The organism is Nonomuraea fastidiosa (genome assembly GCF_042751225.1).
GTDB lineage: Bacteria > Actinomycetota > Actinomycetes > Streptosporangiales > Streptosporangiaceae > Nonomuraea > Nonomuraea fastidiosa.
In genome coordinates this window covers 6545723-6565648 of record NZ_CP170570.1, presented here as the reverse complement: position 1 = coordinate 6565648, position 19926 = coordinate 6545723, and the positions used below count along the sequence as shown (strand labels likewise).

The 19926-nt window shown below is 72.4% G+C and carries 14 protein-coding genes; 5 read left to right on the top strand and 9 right to left on the bottom strand.

From position 1 onward, the window contains the following. The first annotated feature begins 20 nt into the window (after window positions 1–20). From ACFMQL_RS30085 to ACFMQL_RS30075, 3 genes are all read left to right on the top strand, one after another. On the top strand, window positions 21–1442 hold the full coding sequence (locus ACFMQL_RS30085) for a tetratricopeptide repeat protein (protein ID WP_364053610.1): 1422 nt from the start codon (window positions 21–23) through the stop codon (window positions 1440–1442). A gap of 10 nt (window positions 1443–1452) precedes the next feature. Next, complete coding sequence (locus ACFMQL_RS30080; RefSeq protein ID WP_364053614.1) at window positions 1453–2277, top strand: PIG-L family deacetylase; 825 nt, start codon at window positions 1453–1455, stop codon at window positions 2275–2277. A gap of 777 nt (window positions 2278–3054) precedes the next feature. Further along, window positions 3055–4527 (top strand): PQQ-dependent sugar dehydrogenase, encoded by a 1473-nt coding sequence (locus ACFMQL_RS30075; protein ID WP_378788133.1) that lies wholly within the window; start codon window positions 3055–3057, stop codon window positions 4525–4527. Between the two features lie 597 nt (window positions 4528–5124). Here ACFMQL_RS30075 and ACFMQL_RS30070 read toward each other — a convergent pair. Further along, a complete protein-coding gene (locus ACFMQL_RS30070) occupies window positions 5125–6213 on the bottom strand; it encodes a helix-turn-helix domain-containing protein (RefSeq protein WP_378788132.1) in 1089 nt (362 codons plus the stop codon). 130 nt (window positions 6214–6343) lie between these two features. Here ACFMQL_RS30070 and ACFMQL_RS30065 point away from each other — a divergent pair, with 130 nt between their 5' ends. Continuing rightward, the gene (locus ACFMQL_RS30065; protein ID WP_378788130.1) at window positions 6344–9766 is read left to right on the top strand and encodes a S8 family serine peptidase; all 3423 of its coding nucleotides are present in this window, start codon (window positions 6344–6346) and stop codon (window positions 9764–9766) included. A gap of 158 nt (window positions 9767–9924) precedes the next feature. Here the strand turns inward: ACFMQL_RS30065 and ACFMQL_RS30060 are convergent, their stop codons facing one another. From ACFMQL_RS30060 to ACFMQL_RS30045, 4 genes are read right to left on the bottom strand one after another with little or no spacing between them, the layout of a single operon-like run. Then, window positions 9925–10959, bottom strand: coding sequence for a LacI family DNA-binding transcriptional regulator (locus ACFMQL_RS30060; protein WP_364053625.1), 1035 nt, complete (start codon window positions 10957–10959; stop codon window positions 9925–9927). A 17-nt stretch (window positions 10960–10976) separates the two neighbouring features. Then, complete coding sequence (locus ACFMQL_RS30055; RefSeq protein WP_364053628.1) at window positions 10977–11789, bottom strand: ATP-binding cassette domain-containing protein; 813 nt, start codon at window positions 11787–11789, stop codon at window positions 10977–10979. Beyond that, window positions 11786–12772 (bottom strand): ABC transporter permease, encoded by a 987-nt coding sequence (locus ACFMQL_RS30050; RefSeq protein ID WP_378788127.1) that lies wholly within the window; start codon window positions 12770–12772, stop codon window positions 11786–11788. The genes ACFMQL_RS30055 and ACFMQL_RS30050 overlap by 4 nt, the downstream gene beginning before the upstream one ends. 2 nt (window positions 12773–12774) lie before the next feature. Beyond that, the gene (locus tag ACFMQL_RS30045; protein WP_378788125.1) at window positions 12775–13803 is read right to left on the bottom strand and encodes a sugar ABC transporter substrate-binding protein; all 1029 of its coding nucleotides are present in this window, start codon (window positions 13801–13803) and stop codon (window positions 12775–12777) included. 117 nt (window positions 13804–13920) lie between these two features. Between ACFMQL_RS30045 and ACFMQL_RS30040 the strand changes: the two genes are divergently transcribed. Then, window positions 13921–14928, top strand: a complete 1008-nt coding sequence (locus tag ACFMQL_RS30040; RefSeq protein WP_378788123.1) for a carbohydrate kinase — start codon at window positions 13921–13923, stop codon at window positions 14926–14928. Window positions 14929–15075: 147 nt separating this feature from the next. On the opposite strand, the gene rhaS is transcribed toward ACFMQL_RS30040, so the two are convergent. The 4 genes from rhaS to ACFMQL_RS30020 all read right to left on the bottom strand — a co-directional run bounded on the left by rhaS (window position 15076) and on the right by ACFMQL_RS30020 (window position 19879). Next, window positions 15076–16140: a rhamnose ABC transporter substrate-binding protein gene (gene rhaS / locus ACFMQL_RS30035; RefSeq protein ID WP_364053640.1), complete on the bottom strand. Its 1065-nt coding sequence runs from the start codon at window positions 16138–16140 to the stop codon at window positions 15076–15078. A 32-nt stretch (window positions 16141–16172) separates the two neighbouring features. Next, window positions 16173–17243: an ABC transporter permease gene (locus ACFMQL_RS30030; protein ID WP_364053643.1), complete on the bottom strand. Its 1071-nt coding sequence runs from the start codon at window positions 17241–17243 to the stop codon at window positions 16173–16175. A 61-nt stretch (window positions 17244–17304) separates the two neighbouring features. After that, the gene (locus ACFMQL_RS30025; protein WP_378788121.1) at window positions 17305–18333 is read right to left on the bottom strand and encodes an ABC transporter permease; all 1029 of its coding nucleotides are present in this window, start codon (window positions 18331–18333) and stop codon (window positions 17305–17307) included. Between the two features lie 40 nt (window positions 18334–18373). After that, the gene (locus tag ACFMQL_RS30020; protein WP_378788119.1) at window positions 18374–19879 is read right to left on the bottom strand and encodes a sugar ABC transporter ATP-binding protein; all 1506 of its coding nucleotides are present in this window, start codon (window positions 19877–19879) and stop codon (window positions 18374–18376) included. Window positions 19880–19926 lie beyond the last annotated feature (47 nt).

Below are 19926 nucleotides of genomic sequence, written 5' to 3'. Positions count from 1 at the left end.
CCGCTGGTTACAGTGAGGCCGTGAGCCACGATCGGCACGGCCTGGCCATGACGGGCGCAAGCACGGCGGCGGTACGCCACTACGACCAGGCGATCGACGAGCTGCTGCACTTCAGGGCCGAAGTGGACGCCGAGGCGAACGCCGCCGTCGCCGAGTCGCCCGGCTTCCCGATGGGCAACGTCCTGGTGGCCTATCTCGGGCTGCTGACCACCGAGGTGGAGGACGCGCGGACGGCGCGGGCCAGGTTCGCGGCGTTCCAGCGCAGGACGGAGGGCGCCGAGTTGCTGCCCCGCGAGCGGGCGCACGTCGCGGCGGTGCGGGCGCTGCTCGACGGCGACTTCCTCACCTGCGGGTCGCTGCTCGCCGAGCTGACCGCCGCGTACCCGCGCGACGCGCTGGCGCTCGCGGTCGGACACCAGATCGACTTCTTCACCGGCGACGCGCGCATGCTGCGCGACCGCGTCGGCGGCGCGCTCACCGCCTGGCCGGAGGACGACCCGCACTTCGGTCACCTGCTCGGCATGTACGCGTTCGGGCTGGAGGAGACCGGGCACCACGACCGGTCGGAGGAGGCCGGGCTGCGGGCGGTCGAGCTGAACCCGCGCGACGTGTGGGCGATCCACGCGGTGGTGCACACGTACGAGGAGCAGGGCCGCTTCGGCAAGGGCCTGCGCTACCTCGACGCCCGGCTGCCCGACTGGTCCGCCGGGACGTTCTTCAACGTGCACACCTGGTGGCATTACTGCCTGTACGCGCTGGAGAGCGGCGACCTGGCGCGGGTGCTGGCGATCTACGACTCGGTGCTCGCCGACGGGCAGTCGTGCCTGGAGCTGCTGGACGCCGCCGCGCTGCTGTGGCGGCTGCACTTGGAGGGCTCCGACCAGCACGAGCGGTGGCGGGCGCTGGCCGACCGGTGGCCGGCGCGGGTGGCCGAGCCGTTCTACTCGTTCAACGACATGCACGCGGTGATGTCGTACGTGGGCGCCGGGCGGATCGGCGAGGCGGAGAAGCTGGTCGCCGAGCGGGAGGCGTACGTGGCGCGGCCCCTGCCCGGAGTCACCAACCACGGCATGACACTGCGGGTGGGCCTGCCGGTGTGCAAGGCGATCGTGGCGTTCGGGCGGGGCGACTACGACGCGGTGGTGGACCTGCTCTATCCGATCAGGCACCGGATCGCCGAGTTCGGCGGCAGCCACGCGCAGCGCGACGCCGTGCAGCGCACGCTGCTGGAGGCCGCCCTGCGGGCCGGGCGGCACCACCTGGCCAGGGTGCTGGTGAGCGAGCGGATCAGCCTGCGGCCGTGCAGCCCGTACAACTGGCTCAAACAGGCGGCGCTGGCCGACGCGCTCGGCGACGGCGCGGCGGCGGCCGTGGCCCGGGTCCGCGCCGATGACCTCGCGCGCGGCGGCGGGGCCGGCGAGAATGTCGGTGCCGTCGAGTAGCTTGCAGGGCATGGAACGGCAACTCACCCTCATGGTCGTGCACGCCCACCCCGACGACGAGTGCCTCAGCACCGGCGGCGTCCTCGCCCGCTATTCCGACGAGGGCATCCGCACGGTCCTGGTCACCTGCACCAACGGCGAGCAGGGCGACGGCGAGGGCGGCGTCAAGCCCGGCGACCCCGGCCACGACGACGCCGCGGTGGCCAGACAGCGGCTCGGCGAGCTGCGCGAGTCGGTCGCCCACCTCGGCGTCGAGCACCTCGAGCTGCTGGGCTACCGCGACTCCGGCATGCAGGGCTGGGCGGCCAATTCTCATCCCGAGGCGTTCGCCAACGTGCCGCTGGAGGCGTCGGCCGGGCGGCTCGCCGAGCTGATGGAGCGCTACCGGCCACAGGTCGTGGTGACGTACGACGAGACGGGCGGCGGCGGTTACGGCCACCCCGACCACGTGCGCGCCCACCAGATCACGATGGCCGCCGCCGAGCACACCGGCATTCCCGACAAGCTCTATCACACCGCCATCCCCCGGGCCGCGATCAAGCGCATGTTCGAGCTGATGCGCGCGCACGGCATCGACCTCGGCGGCGAAGTCCCCTCCGACGACTTCGGCACCCCTGACGAGAAGGTCACCACCATCGTCGACGTCTCCGCCTACACCGAGCGCAAGCTCAAGGCGCTGCAGGCGCACGAGAGCCAGGGGGAGAACATCTTCTTCCTGCGCATGCCGGAGGAGGCGCAGCAGCAGGCGTTCTCGCACGAGGCGTTCGAGCGCGTGCTGTGCAAGGTCGACGCGCCCGCCCGCGAGGACGACCTGTTCGCCGGCCTGCGCTCGTAGGCGTGCGGGGCGGCACCGGAGATCGCAGGTGTGCGGGCGGCACCCGAAACCTGAGGGTGGTGGGCGTCGGCGCCAAGTTCGCACGACTGCGGCCGAGGCCGCAGGTGCGGGTGCGGGTGCCGGCGTTGAGTGTGCGCGGCCAGGGCCGAAACCGAAGGTGTGCGGGCGACGCCCGTAACGCGGCGCGGCGCTCGGCACAAGCCGCCGCTGACACCCGCTGCCCCTCACACGGCGACGGCCCCTCCCCCGCGCCCTCCGACTCCTTCACGACCACCACCGGTGCCGGGGTGCCGGGTGAGGCAGCCGGGCCACCGGGCGAGGCGCCCGGTCCGCTCGGTGGGGCGTCCGAAGCGGCTGGCGAGGCGGTGGGGCTGCGGGGATGGGGCCGCTGGGTGAGGCACCAGGCGAGGCGGCCGGAGCGCTGCGCTAGGCCGCCCGATGCGGGGAAGACAGCCGGGGCACTACGCGCGACGGCCCAGGGGCACTGGGCGAAACAGCCGGAGCGCTACGTGAAACGTCTGGGGCGCTGCGCGAGGCCGCCGGACGCGGAGGGAGCCGAGCGCGGAGGGAGACAGCTAGGGCACTACGCGAGACCGGCCAAGGGCGTCGGGCGAAACAGCCGGAGCGTTGCGTGAAACGGCCGGGGTGAAAGTTTCATCGGCGAACGGCTGTCTTTGCAGCTTGTGCGGAGCCCTGAAGTCGCGGTGATGGTGATCGGCCACACCGCCGCCTACAGTGCTGACAAACGCACCCGGAGATCTGGTCAAGGAGCCTGTCATGCGCGCCCGCCTCATCCCGGTCCTCGCCCTCGCCCTCCTGACCCTCGGCCTCGGCGCGCCACCGGCCGGCGCACAGACTGCTGAGCCGGAGGCGGCGCAGGGCACCGCGCTGGGGGTCGCGAAGAGGGCCGAACGGGACACGGCGCGCGAGGCCGAGCCGGGGGCCGCTCAGAACGGGTTCGACTTCTCGCGGGCGGAGGTGTCGGTCACCGGGCTGCAGGTGCCGTGGGGGCTGGCGTTCCTGCCCGACGGCAGCGCGCTGGTGTCCGAGCGCAGCACCGGCCGCATCATGCAGGTACGCCCGGGGCAGACGCCGACGCCGGTGGCGACGATCAGCGGGGTGCGGGCCTCTGGCGAGAGCGGCCTGCTGGGCATCGCGGTCTCGCCGGCGTACGCGCAGGACGGCTGGGTGTACGCGTACTTCACCAGCACCGCCGGCGACAACCGCCTGGTCAGGCTGAAGCTTTCTGCCCCGCAGACGCAAGAGGTGCTTTTCTCCGGGGTGCCGAGCGGGACGATCCACGACGGCGGCCGCATCGCGTTCGGCCCGGACGGCATGCTGTACATCGCCACCGGCGACGCCGGCAACACCTCCAACGCGCAGAACCTGAACAGCCCGGCCGGCAAGATCCTGCGCATGACGCCCGAGGGCGGTGTCCCCGACGGCAACCCGTTCCCCGGTTCGCGGGTGTGGAGCTACGGCCACCGCAACGTCCAGGGCCTGGCGTGGGACGACGAAGGCCGGATGTACGCGAGCGAGTTCGGCCAGAACACGTGGGACGAGGTCAACCAGATCGTCGCGGGCGGCAACTACGGCTGGCCGGTGTGCGAGGGCAGGTGCGGCAACTCCTCCTACCGCGACCCGATCGTCACATGGTCCACCGCCGAGGCGTCGCCCAGCGGCCTGACCTACGCCGACGGCGCCCTCTACGTGGCGGCGCTGCGCGGGCAGCGGCTCTGGACGATCCCGCTGAACGCCGGCACGCCGGGCACGCCGGTGGCGGAGCTGCGCTCGTCGTACGGCCGGTTGCGCGCGGTCGCGGCGGGCCCGGACGGCCACCTCTGGGTGGCGACCAGCAACCGCGACGGTCGCGGCGCCCCGGTGGCGCAGGACGATCGCATCATCCGCATCCCGCCCGCGACGGACGGTGGCGGCGAGCCGTCCGGCACCTGCACGGCGACGGCCACCACGCAGACGCAGTGGAGCACCGGCTACGTGATTCAGCCGGTGACCGTCGCCAACACCGGCACCGCGCCGCAGAACGGCTGGACGGTGACGTTCACGCTGCCCGACGGCCACGCGGTGACGGGCTCGTGGAACGCGACCCTGACCGTCTCCGGCCAGACGGTCACGGCCAGGAACACCGCGCACAACGGCACGCTCGCGGCCGGCCAGAGCACCACGTTCGGCTTCCAAGCCACCCGCCCCTCCGGCGACACCAGCGTCCCCTCTGGCTACCAGTGCTCCTGAGCTGAGCCGCAGAGGGTAAGCCCGGCCAAGCGGACCCTGGCAACCGGCTCCTTCGAGCTGACCGCGCAGGCCGTCATCGTCGCGAGCGGCGGCATCGGCGGCGACCTCGACCTCGTCCGGCGGTCCTGGCCGCAGCGGCAACGAACGCCCCGGCACCGAAAGGGGGAACGAGGTGGGACCCGTCGGACGGCCAGGCGGCCAGGCGGGCAAGCGGCCAAGCAGGCAAGCGGCCAAGCGGCCAGGCAGGCGGCAAGCGGGCAAGCGGCCAGGCAGGCAAGGGGCAAGCGGGTCGCCCGAGGGGCCGAGACCGAGCTGCGCCTGCAGGGGAGGCCGGCCCTGAACACACGCGGCGGGCGGCCCTGACCAGCCGGCGGGGCTGGGCAGGCGAACAGAACCAGGCTCGCGCGACGAACCAGACCAGGCCCGCACGGCGAACCAGACCAGGCCCGCACGGTGAACGAGACCGGGCTCGCGGGCGACGCAGGCCGACGAGCCTTCTCGTCCCGGGAGGCCAAGAGCCGGGATGGGACATTCCGGGCTGGGGGTCGGCGCTGGTCAGAGCCTCCCTGACCAGTGGGGCGGGGCGGCGGCGTGGGGTCAGATCCAGCCGCGTCTGGTGGCTTCCATGGCGATCTGGAAGCGCGTGCGGACCCCTAACCGGTGCATCAGCTTGGTGATGTGCCGCTGCACCGTGCGCTCGCTCCACCCCAGGGCGCGTGCCGCTGAGCGGTCCGTTGCGCCGGCGGCGAGCAGAGTCAGCAGGCGTTCCTCGTCGGGTGGCAGGTCCCGATCGGGTGCGGGCTCGCCGCCCCCGAGCTCGCCACCCCCGAGCCCGCCGCCCCCGAGCCCGCCTGCCCCGCCCGATCCCGCGGCTCCCGTGAGCCCGTCCGGCCCGCCCTGCCCGCCCGGCCCGCCGGCTCCGGGGAGGCGGACCGGGACGCTGCGGTCCCACAGCGCCTCGAAGAGGGCGATCAGCGCGTCGAGCAGCGGCGACGGGTGGATCAGGTACGACGCGGTGAGCACGTCGTCCCCGGCGCGCATCAGCGGGATGATGGCGAGCCGGTCGTCGGAGATGCCGAGCTTCATGGGCAGCCCGGCGTGGATTCGCGCCTGCTCGCCGTGCTGCATCCCGATCGTGACGTCCTCCAGCCAGCCGGACATCTCCAGCACGCTGGTGTCGTAGATGACCCGGTAGCGCACGCCCCGCCGCAGCAGGTCGAGCTCGACGGAGTTGGGTTCGCGGTGCTGGGCCGGGGCGGCGTACGGCGGGCAGTCGAAGCCGCGCATCTGCGCCCGCGTGTCCCGCTGCATCTGCACCCACCGCTGGTTGACCTCGTCACGCCCGGAGACGACCTCGACCAGCTCGCCGGGGTGGGCGAAGCGGGTGTTGGCGCGGTAGACGTCCATGAGGGCGCGGATGTGGGCGCGTACGCCGTCCAGCTCGCGTTCCCGTTCGCGCAGCAGCGCCTCCAGGCTGCTGTCGGGTGAGACGGCGACGTAGCGGGTGGGCCGGCCGGTGGAGCGGGTGGCCAGGCCGAGGTCGAGCAGCGTCTGCAGAATGCGGCGGGCGGCGGTGGCCGGCAGGTGGCAGTCGGCGACGATCTCGGCGACGGTGGCCTGGGTTCGGCGGACGAGCGCGTGGTAGACCTCCTCGTCCTGAGGGCTGAGCCCGATCGCCTCCAGCACGCGATCCTCCTGTCCGGATAACGACACATGGCGGAAACTCGCCACTAACAGATCTTGTCAGTAATTGGCGGAAGATGTCAGCGTTCTTGAGCACCATCGGCCCCAGTGGCCACAGGAATGAAGGAGCATCATGCCGTTGTCCCCTCGTCGCTCGCCTGGTCGCCGACTGCTGGCAGCCGTCTTACCTGCAGTTCTGCTGACGACCGCGACGTTCGGGACGCTCGTCCCGGCGACCGCGAGCCCGGCCGCGGCGCAGACGGCCCCCGCCCCCGACCGGGGCGGCAAGATCGACGCCAAGCTTGCCGAGCAGATGAAGAGCGCGCGCGGTCGCATCGAGGCGCTCGTCGTATTGCGTACGCTGAAGGAGCCGCCCCCGGCCGACACCCCCGTGCAGGCGCGCGCCGCGCTCAAGGAGAGCGCGGAGCCGGTGCAGGACCCGGTGGCCGAGTTCGTGCGCTCGCGCGGCGACCAGGTGGTCAACACGTTCTGGCTGAAGAACATGATCCTGGTACGTGCCACGCCCGCCACGCTGGCCGCGCTTGCCGAGCTCGAGCTGGTCGATCGGATCATCCCGAACTTCACCCTCACCGCGCCCGAGCCGGAGCGCGCGCCGCAGCCCAGGACCATGGCGGCCGAGGAGACCACCTGGGGCATCGCCAAGATCGGCGCGGACCGCGTGCAGAAGGAGCGCGGCCTGACCGGCAAGGGCGTCCGGGTGGCCGTGCTCGACACCGGCATCGACATCACCCACCCCGACCTGCAGGGCAAGCTGGTGGGCTCGGGCCCGGAGCACGCGGGCGGCTGGATCGAGTTCGACCCTGACGGCAAGCCCGTGGCCAGCGAGCCGCACGACAGCGCCTTCCACGGCACCCACGTGGCGGGCACGATCGCGGGCGGCGACACCTCCGGCACGCAGATCGGCGTCGCGCCCGGCGCCGAGCTGATGGCCGCGCTGACCATCCCGGGCGGCAACGGCACGTTCGCGCAGGTGATCGCGGGCATGCAGTGGGCGATCGCGCCGTACGCCGCCGACGGCACCCCGGCAGGCGAGCCCGCCGACGTGGTCAGCATGTCGCTCGGCGCCGAGGGCTACTTCGACGAGATGGTCGAGCCCGCGAGGAACATCTACCGGGCGGGCGCGTTCCCCGCCTTCGCCGTCGGCAACAACTGCGCGGAGGGCGCGTCCTCCAGCCCCGCCAACGTGTACGAGGCGATCTCCGTGGGCGCGACCGACGCCGACGACAACGTGGGCGACTTCTCCTGCGGCGGCGTGGTCAAGTCGACCGACTGGTTCGACGCGCCGCCGGAGTGGCCGGACTCGTACGTGGTGCCCGACGTCTCCGCGCCCGGCGTGGACGTGGTGTCGACGATGCCCGGCGGCGGGTACGCGGCGCTGAACGGCACCTCGATGGCCACCCCGCACGTGTCGGGCACGGTCGCCCTCATGCTGGAGGCCCGCCCCGACCTGACCGTGGACGCGGCCGAGGAGATCCTGGCCGGCACGGCGGTCGCCGACGACCGCTACGGCCCGCTGCCGAACTCCCGCTACGGCCGTGGCCGCATCGACGCGTACGCGGCGGTCGCCGAGGCGACGCTGACCAGCGGCGTGCGCGGCACCGTCGTCGACAAGCGCGGCCGCAAGCCGCTGGCCGGCGTGCGGGTGACCAGGCCCGACGGGCGCAGCACGGAGACGGACGAGAACGGCCGCTTCGAGCTGCGGATGCCCCCGGGCAAGCACGAGCTGACGCTGTCCAGGTTCGGCTACGAGGACGTGAAGAAGACCGTCACGGTGCGCGAGAACCGGCTCTCCGACACGCGGTTCGAGCTGGAGCGGACCAGGTGGAGCACGATCTCGGGGCGGGTGACGTACGGGCCGACCGGCACGGCCGTGCCCGGCGCCACGGTCAGCGTGCTGGGCGTGCCCGACGAGCTGGCCGCCACCACCGACGCCAAGGGCCACTACACGATCAAGGACGTGCCGGTCGGTGCGTACAAGATCGCCGCACAGGCCACCGGTGTCTCCAGGTCGCCTGAGATCGAGGTGACGGTGGACAAGCACAAGGCGTCGGCGGACTTCACGCTGCCCCGCCGCTCCCCCACCGAGCGGGTCTCGCTCGGCACGGACGGCCGGCAGGCCAACCACGACTCCTGGTGGGCCGAGCTGAGCGGCGACGGCGGCACGGTGGTGTACGCGAGCTTCGCCTCCAACCTCACCGACGAGCGCGACACCAACGGCGAGCTGGACATCTTCGCCACCGACCTGCGCACCCGTGTGACCGAGCGGATCTCGGTGGCGGCCGACGGCGGGATCGGCGACTCGTTCTCGCTGACGCCGACGGTCAGCCGCGACGGCCGGTACGTCGGGTTCAGCAGCGGCGCGACCAACCTCGTCGAGGGCGATGACAACGGCCGGACGGACTCCTTTGTCCGCGACCGGCAGACCGGGACGACCGAGATGGTCTCGGTGTCGTCCAGCGGTGAGCCCGGCGACGACAACTCGGGCTCGCCGAAGCTCAGCGCGGACGGCCGGTACGCCGTCTTCGACAGCATGGCGACCAACCTCGTGCCCGGCGACACCAACGGCCGCAACGACGTGTTCCTGCACGACCGGCAGACCGGCACCACCGAGCGGATCTCGGTGACGCAGGACGGCGAGCAGTCGGAGGGCAACGCCCGCGAGGCCACGATCAGCGCCGACGGCCGGTACATCGCATTCCAGAGCGACGCATCCGACCTGGTGCCAGGGGACGACAACGGGGAGATCGACACCTTCCTGCTGGACCGGCGGACGGGCACGCTCACCCGCATCACCGGCCCCGACCCGGCCACCTCCACCGACGGCCCGGTGATCAGCGCGGACGGCACCAAGATCGCGTACTCGAACGGCTTCGGGCTCGGCGAGATCTACGTGCAGGACCTGGCCACCGGCAAGGCCGACATGGTGTCGGTGACGCTGGACGGGACCGGCGCGAACGCCCTGACCTTCGCCCCCTCGCTCTCCGCCGACGGAAGCAAGGTCGCCTTTTACAGCAGCGCCGACACCCTCGTCGAGGGCGACACCAACAACCTCAACGACATCTTCGTCCGGGACGTCGCGGCCGGCACCACCTCCCGGGTGTCCGCCGTGCCCGGGGGCGGTGAGGGCGACGGGCGCTCGTACCTGCCGTCGATCAGCGCAGACGGCCGGTACGTGACGTTCGAGAGCACCTCGACCAACCTGGTCGACGGCGACACCAACAAGCGCTCGGACATCTTCGTGCACGACCTGGTGAACGGGCCCGAGGCGCTGTTCGTGGTGAGCGACCTGAAGGTGACGCCGGAGTCGTCGCCCTCGGGGCACGTGCGGGTGAGCGCGCAGGTGCGCAACATCGGCGAGCGCGAGGGGACGTACGACGCCGTGGTCCGCGTGAACGGCGCCGAGGAGCAGCGGCGCGCGGTGACGCTGAAGCCCGGCAAGGACGCGAAGGTCTCGTTCGAGCTGCGGCGCACCCAGGCGGGCACGTACACCGTCACGCTCGGCCCGCTGACCGGCCACTTCACGGTCAAGCGGTGAAGCGTCCAACGCCGCTGCCCGGCCGCTCCACGGCCGGACGATGATCACGTGACGAGGGGGCCGTCCCGGAAGGGGCGGCCCCCTCTGCGTGTGCGGGCTCAGGGGTGGGGACCCCGCGCGGGCTCGGCCGGGCGGGGCTCTTCTCCACGCGTGCGGGCTCAGCCGGGCGGCGGCAGCTCGCCCGAACCTCGGGCGATCAGGCGGGTCGGTACGACCGTGCGGCGGGCCCGTGAGCGGTCACCGTCCAGCCGGGCCAGCGCCAGCTCGGCCGCCGCTCCCCCGATGCCCGCCGGGTCCTGGGCGACCACGGTCAGCGGCGGGTCGAGCGCCTCGGCGAGCGGCGGGTCGTCGAACCCGACCAGCGCCACGTCCTTGCGCCCGGCCCTGGCCAGCGCCACCACCGCGCCCAGGGCGGCGAGGTCGTTGCCGGCGAACAGCGCGGTAGGCGGCTCGCGCAGGCCGAGTAATCGCAGGGTGGCGCGGGCGGCGGCCTCCGGGCCGTGCCCGGTCGTGACGAGCGTGCGCTCGAACGGCAGGCCGGCGGCGGCGAGCGCGTCCCGGTAGCCGCGCAGCCGCTCGCGCCGCGTGTAGAGCGCGGGCAGGTCGCCGACGAAGCCGATCCTGCGGTGGCCCCGGGCGATCAGGTGGGCGACGCCGGCTCGCGAGCCCTCCCGGTTGGCGCTGACCACGCAGTCGGCGGTGAGCCGCGCGGGCGGCCGGTCGAGGAAGACGACGGGCAGCCCGGCGGCGCGCTCAGCGCGCAGGTGCCGGTGGTCGCCGCCGGCCGCGGGCACGATCAGCAGGGCGCTGACCCGGCGGTTCAGGAACGTCGCGATCAGCGCCTCCTCACGTGCCGCCGTCTCCTCGGACGAGCCGACGATGAGCGTGAGCCCGCGCGCCCGTACGGCGTGCTCGACGCCGCCCGCGACCGCGCCGAAGAACGGGTCGCCCAGCTCGGGGATGACCAGCCCGACCGTGGCGTCCCGCGCGCCGATCCTGATGTTGCGCGCCATGAGGTTGGGCCGGTAGCCGAGCCGCCTGACCGCCGCGAGCACCCGTTCCCGGGTCCGCCCGGCGACCGGGCCGTCGCCGTTGAGCACGCGGGAGACGGTCTTGGCGGTCACCCCGGCCTCGCGGCCGACGTCCGCCAGCGTGGGCATCGTGCTCGCCGCGGGCCGCCGCGCGCGCCGCATGACCGGAGCCCGGCCGGTCAGGACAGGCCGATCGCCCGCGCCGCGTCCTCGTCGGCGACGACGGACGTGCCGTCCGACACCCGCACGGCCCCGGTCATGATGGCGACCACCTCAGCCATGCCGTGCTCGCGCGGGTTCAGCACGGCGGCCCGGCGGCCGAGCCGCTGGACGTGGATGCGGTCGGCGATCTCGTACACGTGCGGCATGTTGTGGCTGATCAGCACGACGGGGGTGCCGCGGTCGCGTACCTGCCTGATGAGGTCGAGCACCTGCCCGGACTCCTTGACGCCGAGCGCGGCGGTGGGCTCGTCCATGACGACGACGCGGGTCGCCCACGCCACCGCCCTGGCCACGGCCACGCCCTGGCGCTGCCCGCCGGACAGCGTCTCGACCGGCTGGGTGAGCGAGCCGAGCCCGATCTTCAGCTCCGCCATGTGCCTGGCCGACTCCTCCCGCATGCGCTTCTTGTCCAGCATGCGGAAGACCGTGCCGAGCAGGCCGGGCTTGCGCAGCTCGCGGCCGAGGAACATGTTGGTGGCGATGTCGAGCGAGGCGGCCACGGCGAGGTCCTGGTAGACCGTCTCGATGCCGTGCCTGCGGGCGTCGAGCGGGTCGCGCAGCCGTACGGGCTCGCCGTCGATCTTGATCTCGCCGGCGTCCGGCTGCAGCGCGCCGGTCAGCGCCTTGATCAGGCTGGTCTTGCCGGCGCCGTTGTCGCCGACGACCGCGAGCACCTCGCCCGGCATCAGGTCGAAGTCGGCGCCGTCCAGCGCCGTCACGTGGCCGTACCGCTTGACCAGGCCGCGGGCCTGCAGCACCGGTGTGGTCATCGCGTCCTCCTGCGGGAGAGCTGGTCGACGGCGACCGCCAGAATGACCAGGACGCCGGTGATGAGCGTCTGGTAGATCGACGGCACGCCCATGAGCTGCAGGCCGTTGCGGAACACCCCGACGATCAGCGCGCCGATGAGCGTGCCGATGACCAGGCCGCGCCCGCCGAACAGGCTGGTGCCGCCGAGCACGACCGCGGTGATGCTGTCGAGGTTGTCGGTCTGCCCCGCCTGCGGGTCGCCGACGCCGGTGCGGGAGACCAGCAGCAGGGCGGCGACGCCGTACACGAGGCCGGCCAGTGTGTAGACGCCGACCAGCAGGGGGCGGGTCCTGATGCCGGTCAGGCGGGCCACCTCGGGGTTGTTGCCGAGCGCGTAGACGTGGCGGCCCCAGGCGGTCGAGCCCAGCAGGTACGCGAACAGCAGGAACAGCAGGATCGTCAGCAGCGAACCGTAGGTGACGTTCGTCTGCCCGATGCGGAACGTCTGCCCGAGGAAGGTCAGCGGCGCCGGCAGGTTCGTCACCGTCTGCTCGGCCGAGTAGATGTGGGTCAGCGCGAAGACGACGTTCAGCATGCCGAGCGTCACGATGAACGGCGGCAGCGCGATCCGCGTCACCAGCAGCCCGTTCACCAGCCCGAACCCGGCGCACACCGCGAGCCCTGCGGCGACGGCGAGCAGCGGCGGCCAGCCGGAGTCCACGGCCAGCTTGGTCATGACGATCCCGCCGAACGCCATGATCGCGCCGCAGGCCAGGTCGATGCCCGCGGTCAGGATGATCAGCGTCTGCCCGATGGCCAGCGTGCCGACCACCATCACCTGCTGAATGATCAGCGAGAAGTTGGGCCCGGTGAAGAACTGGGCGCTGTTGAGCCCGAAGAACAGGCAGGCCAGCACCAGCGCCGCGAGGGGCCCGGCGACGGGGGTGGCGATCAGGCGGCCCATCAGGCGGCGCCGCAGCGGCGGCGCTTCCAGCACGGCCATCGTCAGCCCCAGCAGTTGGCCAGGCCGTAGGCGGTGTCCTCGGCCTCGACGCCGGGGACGGCCTTGTCGGTGATGAGCGTGACGCCGGTGTCGGTGTAGCCGGTGGCCTTCTGCCCGGTCTTCGCGAACGCGGCCACCGCCTTGACGCCCAGCTCGGCCATCTTGAGCGGGTACTGCTGGCTGGTGGCGGCGATCTGGCCGGACTGCACGGCCTTGGTGCCGGTGCAGCCGCCGTCCACGGACACGATCAGCACGTCCTTCTCCCTGCCCTTGGCCTTCAGCGCCGTGTAGGCGCCCAGCGCGGCGGGCTCGTTGATGGTGTAGACGACGTTGATGTCGGGAGCCTTCTGCAGGCAGTTCTCCATCGCGGTCTGGCCCTTGGCCTGGTCGCCGCGGGTGTCCTGGGAGCAGACGATCGACGGGTCGCCCTCCTGGACGCCGAACCCCTTGAGGAAGCCGTCGTGCCTGAGCTGCCCGACCGTGATGCCGGGCGCCAGGTCGAGGGTGGCGATCTTGGCGGGTGTGCCGGCCATGGCGGCCTTGGCGTACCGGCCGATCAGCTCACCGGCCTTGAAGTTGTCGGTGGCGAACAGCGCGTCGGTGGCGTCCTGCGGCTCGGTCGGCGTGTCGAGCGCGATGACCAGGACGCCCGCGTCCCGCGCCTTCTTGATGGCGGGCACGATGGCCTTGGTGTCGCTCGGGGTGATGAGGATGCCTTTGACGCCGGCGGCGACCATGTTCTCGATGGCCGTGATCTGGGCGGCGTTGTCGCCGTCGAACTTGCCTGCGGCGCTCATCAGTTCCAGGCCCTCGGCCTGGGCCGCCTTCTGGGCGCCTTCCTTCATCTTGACGAAGAACGGGTTCGTCTCCGTCTTGCTGATGAGGCCGACCTTGGGAGTGGCGGTGGCGGCCTGGTCGGCGCCGCCGCAGCCGGCGATGAGGAGAGCGGTGACGAGGAGTCCGGCCGGAATTCTGACGTTCATGGCGGTTCCCATCGCGGTGCTGGCGATGTCATCGATGTCAGGTGTCATCGATGACATCCGGGCCGTGCTGCGATGATGAACTCCGTCCAGGAGGGCGTCAATGCACATGACCGCGCTCCTGACTGTGCGGACACGGCAGCGTACCCGGGAAGAGAGGCTGGTCCGATGATCGCTGTGCTCGGCGAGTGCGTCGCCGACGGCTTCACCGAGTCCCCACCGGCGGGCGACGCGAGCGTGCCGGGCGGTCCGAGCAGCGCGCGCGGACCCGGCGGCGCGAACGGGCCCAGCGGCGCGAACGGTGAGGGCGGCGCGGGGGCGGGGCTGGGGTTGCGGGTGCTGCCCGGCGGCGGGCCGGCGAACACGGCGGTGGCGCTCGCCCGGCTCGGCACGCGGGCCCGTTTCCTGGGGCGGCTGTCGGGTGACGTCTTCGGCGAGATGTTCCGCGCCCGGCTGGCCGCGTCGGGCGTGGACCTGTCGGCGGCGGTCGCGGCCGCAGAGCCGAGCACGCTGGCGGTGGCCGCGCTGGACGAGAGCGGGCGGGCCGCGTACACCTTCTACGCCCAGGGCACCGCCGACTGGCAGTGGACGCGCGACGAGCTGGACCTTGCGCGGCTCGGCACCGCCTCGTGCCTGCACACCGGCTCGCTCGCGCTGGTCAAGCAGCCGGGCGCGGCGGCCGTCGAGGAGTTCGCGGCGGCCGCCGCCGAGCGGGTCACGGTCTCGATCGACCCCAACGTGCGGCCCAGCCTCGCCGCGCGGGACGACTATCAGGTGGAACGATGGTGCGCGTACGCCGACGTGCTGCGGCTGAGCGACGACGACCTCGCGTTCCTGCTGCCGGGCACCACGGCGGAGGCCGCCTGCGACCGCTGGCACGCGGCCGGGGCCCGGCTGATCGTGGTCACGCTCGGCGAGAAGGGGGCGCTGGTGTCGCTGGACGGCGAGCGCGCCACCGTGCCCGCCGTTCCCGTGGAGGTGGCCGACACGATCGGGGCGGGCGATGCGTTCACCGCCGGGCTGCTGCACCACCTGGAGGGCAAGGGGCTGCTCGGCGGGCGGCTGGACGGGCTCGACCTGGACACCGCCGTGGCGGCGGCCACGTTCGCGGCCCGCGTGGCGGCGCTGACGTGCACGGTCCCCGGCGCCGACCCACCCTGGTCGCACCAGCTCTGAGCCGGGAAAGCGCGGGGGCCGAACCGTGGCGCGGGTGCGGAGCCCGCTGGGAACGCGGAGGCCGGCCCGGGCGCAGGCACGGAGCCCGATGGAGAACGCGGAGGCCGGGGCCGCGCGCCTCAGGTGCGGTCCCGGCCGTTCCGTGCGTCAGAAGTCGAAGTCGTCGATGTTGTCCTTGGTGAAGACGAACGGGTCGCCCAGCAGGACCGTGCCGTCCTTGCCGACCGTGTAGTCGCCGAGCTTGCCGGCCTTGAACGTCTCGCCCTCCTTGCCGGTGATCAGCCCGGAGGCCAGCGCGCCGCCGGCGTAGGCGGCCAGGTAGCCGAGGTCGGACGGGTTCCACAGGGCGAACGCCTTGACCGTGCCGTCCTTGACGTACGCGCGCATCTGGTTGGGCGTGCCGAGCCCGGTGAGCTGCACCTTGCCCTTGTACTCGGAGGCGGACAGGTAGCGGGCGGCAGCCGCGACGCCGACCGTGGTGGGCGAGATGATGCCCTTGAGGTCGGGGTGCTTGGCCAGCAGGCCCTGCGTCTCCTGGAACGACTTCTGGTCGTCGTCGTCGCCGTAGACGGTGTCGACCAGCTTGAGCTTGGCGTACTCGGGCTTGGCCAGCTCGGTCTTCATCATCTCGATCCAGGTGTTCTGGTTGGTGGCGTTCGCGGTCGCCGACAGGATCGCGATCTCACCGCCCTCCTCGCCGATCGCCTCGCTGATGAGCTTGATCTGCGAGGCGGCGATGCCCTCCGCGCTGGCCTGGTTGATGAACAGGTCCCGGCAGGACGGGTTGGTGTCGGAGTCGTACGTGACCACCTTGGCGCCGGCGGTGCGGGCCTCCTGGAGGGCGCCGCAGATCGCGTCCTTGTCGTTGGCGGAGACCACGATCACGTCGGTGCCCTGCTGCGACAGCGTGTTGATGTAGCTGACCTGCGCCGACGGGCTGGCCTCCGAGGGACCCGTCTGACTGTAGACGCCCTTGAACTCCTCGACCGCGATCTTGCCGCCCTTGTTGTCGGAGGCGTCGAAGTACGGGTTGTTCACCTGCTTGGGCAGGAAGGCGATCTTCAGCCCCTCCTTGATCGTCCCCGTGCCTGCGGAGGCGCCGGAGGTGGGCTGGGCTACCTCTTCCTGGCTCGCACAGCCGGAGACGGCGAGGCTGAACGCGGTGAGCACCGCCAGGGCGACGGCCCTGCCTCCTCGAGTTATCGCTGCCATGATGGGGTTCCTTTCGCGGCCCGCGATCGCGGTCAGGGGGTGACGGATCGCCGGCGGCGCAACCGCTCGCGCACCATGCCGGCGACGTTGGGTCCCACTACGGAGACGATGAGCAGGGATCCGGTGATGATGGTCAGGGTGTTGGCCGGCACGTACGCGAGCTGCAGCGCGTTGCGCAGCGTGCCGAGCAGGATGACGGCGGCGATGACGCCGAGCAGCCCGCCGCGCCCGCCGAAGATGGACACGCCGCCGAGCAGCACCGCGGCCACCACGGCCAGCTCCAGGCCCATGCCGTTGTCGGCGCGGGCGCTGGCGAAGCGCAGCGTCCAGAAGACGCCGGCCAGCGACGACATGGCGCCGGTCGCGACGAAGAGCCAGAACTTCGTGCGGGCCACGCCGATGCCGGTGAAGCGGGCGGCCTCGGCGTTGTTGCCGATGGCGTACAGGCCACGGCCGATCGGGGTGGCGTGCAGCACGAGCGCGAAGACGATCGCCAGGGCGGCGACCACGAGGATCATCCACGGGATGGTCAGCCCGGGGATGGGGGCGATCGCGCCCATGGTCCACTCGGGCGGGTAGTCGGCCACCGCCTTGTCGCCGAGCACCACGTACGCGAGCCCTCGGTAGAGCGCCAGCGTGCCGATCGTCACCGCGAGCGACGGCAGCCCGAAGCCGGTCACGAAGAGGCCGTTGACCGCGCCGAGCAGCGCGCCCAGCAGCAGGCACAGCACGATCACCACGGGCAGCGAGGTGACGCCCCACAGCCAGAGCTGGCCCATGACGGTGCAGGTCAGACCCAGGATGCTGGCCACCGACAGGTCGATCTCGCCGGTGATGATCACCAGGGTCATGGGCAGCGCGATGAGCGCGATCGGGATGACCTCCAGCGTCACGAACCGCCAGAAGCGCGGGCTCGCCACGCCCTCGATCGTGAGCGCGCCGGCCGCGACGACCAGGATCAGCGCCACGACCAGGGCGGCGTCCCAGGAGCCGACGACCGGCCGCACCCGCCGCAGCAGGCCGCCGCCCGCATCCGCTGCCGCCCCGCTTCCGCTACCGGTCCTGGTGCCGGTCCGGATGCCGCGCGCCGTGCTCTCGTTCACGCCGTCCCCCGCGCTTTTCGCCGCGTCCCCCGCACTTTTCGCCGCTTCGTCACGCACCCGGTCAGCCACGGCCGCTCCTTCCTCGCAGGGACCTCGCCATGCGGACGGCCAGCGCCCGGTCCAGGCCGATCGCGGCCAGGATGAGCGCACCCACGGCGGCCCGCTGCCAGAACGGGCTCACGCCGAGCACCGGCAGCGCGCTGCTGATCGTGGTGAGCAGCACCGCGCCGAGCGCGGCGCCGTAGACCGAGCCGCTGCCGCCGAAGATGGCCACGCCGCCGACCACCACGGCGGCCACGACGTTCAGCTCGAAGCCGTTGCCGGCGTTGGCGTCGAGGGTGCCGAAGCGGGCCGCGTACAGGACGCCGGCCAGGCCCGCCAGCGCGCCCGAGACGACGAACGCGGCGAAGACCCGCTTGCCGACCGGGATCCCGGCCAGGCGGGCGGCGGGCGGGCTGGAGCCGATGGCGTACAGCTCCCTGCCGCTGCGGTACGTCCGCAGGTAGTAGCCGGCGGCCACCAGCACCATCACCGCGAACAGCGCCAGCACCGGCACGCCCAGCAGGGTCGCGCTGCCCATCCGCAGGAAGCCGGGCGGCATGTCGGCGGCGTTGATCTGCCGTCCTGTGGCCCAGGTGTAGTCGACGCCGCGGAAGACGTACAGGGTGCCGAGCGTCACCACCAGGGCGGGGACGCGGGCGGCGGCGATGAGCGCGCCGTTGACGACCCCGCAGGCCGCGCCGAGCAGCACGCCGGCGATCAGCGCCACCGGGATGGGCAGACCGGGGTTCGCCAGGAAGAGGCTGCCGGTCGCGAACGCCGACAGTCCCAGCACCGAACCGACCGACAGGTCCACGTTGCGGGTGATGACGACGATGCTCTGCCCGACGGCGAGCACCGCGAGGATGGTGGAGCCGAGCAGCAGGTCCTTGATGCCCTGCGCGGTGAGGAAGCGCGGGTTGACCAGCGTGGTCACGGCCACGAGCAGCACCAGCGCGGCGGCGATGCCCAGCTCTCTGATCACGAACACCCGGTGCACGAGCCGGGTGCCCTCGCGCGCTCCCGTGGGGGCCTGCGTCACCGCCGTCATGCGCCACCGTCCTGTCCCGTGGCCGTTTCGGTCATCGCCGTCATGCGCCACCGCCCTGTCCGGTCGCGGCCAGCATCACCGACTCCTCATCCGCCTGCGTTCGCGGGATGTCGGCCACCAGCCGGCCTTCGTGCATGACGAGCACGCGGTCGGCCATGCCGAGCACCTCGGGCAGCTCGCTGGAGATCATCAGCACCGCGACGCCCTGCCCGGCCAGCTCCGACAGCAGCCGGTGCACCTCGGCCTTGGTGCCCACGTCGATGCCGCGGGTGGGCTCGTCCACGATGAGCACGCCGGGCTCGGTGGACAGCCACTTGGCCAGCACCACCTTCTGCTGGTTGCCGCCCGACAGCGTGGAGACGGGGTCGGTGAGGCGGGCGGTCTTGACCTGGAGGCGTTCGCTCCACATGCGGGCCGCCGCCCGCTCGGCGCCGCCGAACAGCAGCCCGAGCCGGCTCAGCGACCAGCGCCTGGTGAGGGTGGCGTTGCGCTCGACCGACAGCTCCATGACCAGGCCCTGCTGGCGGCGGTCCTCGGGGACGAGGGCCAGTCCCGCGGCGATGGCGGCGGCGGTGTCGCCGGGCGGCAGCGTGCTGCCGTCCACGATCACCTCGCCGGCGTCGGGCCGGTCAACGCCGAACACGGCCCGCGCCACCTCGCTGCGCCCGGCCCCGACGAGCCCGGCGAGCGCCACGATCTCGCCGCCGCGCACGGCGAAGGAGACGTCCTCGAAGACGCCGTGCCTGGTCAGGCCGCGCACCTCCAGGCGGGACTCGCCGACGGCGGCCGCCGTCTTGGGGTACAGCGAGGACACCTCGCGGCCGACCATTCTGCGGACCAGCTCCTCGACGGTGAGCTCGGCGGCCGGGTCGGTGGAGACCCAGCGGCCGTCGCGCATCACCGTGATCCGCGAGCAGAGCGTGAAGATCTCGTCGAAGCGGTGGGAGATGAACAGCACGGCCGCGCCCGACTCGCGCAGCGACCCGACGACCGAGAACAGCCGCTCGACCTCCACGCCGGACAGCGCGGCCGTGGGCTCGTCCATGATGAGGACGCGGGCGTCGAACGCGAGCGCCTTGGCGATCTCCACGAGCTGCTGGTCGGCGATGGACAGGCCGCGGGCGGGCCGGTCGGGGTCGAGCCCGACGCCGAGCCTGGCGAACAGCTCGGACGTGGCCGCGCGCATGGCGTTGGCGTCGATGCGCCGCATGCTGCGCAGCGGCTGGTGGCTCATGAAGATGTTCTCGGCGACCGACAAATCCGGAAATAGTGTTGGCTCTTGATAAATCACCGCAATTCCGGCGGCCTGGGCGTCGGCGGGGCCGGAGAACGCCAGCTCCTTCCCGTCCACGGTCAGCGTGCCCGTGTCGGCGGGATGGGCGCCGGCGAGGATCTTCACCAGCGTCGACTTGCCGGCCCCGTTCTCTCCCACCAGGCCGTGCGCCTCTCCGGCGTACAGGTCGAGCCGCACGCCCGACAGGGCCTGGACCGCACCGAAGGACTTGCTGACATCGCGTAGCGACATGATGGGAGGAGATTCGCTCATACGCCCTCCGGCGCCGTTGTCGGCAAAACGTTTTAATGTGTCCAGAA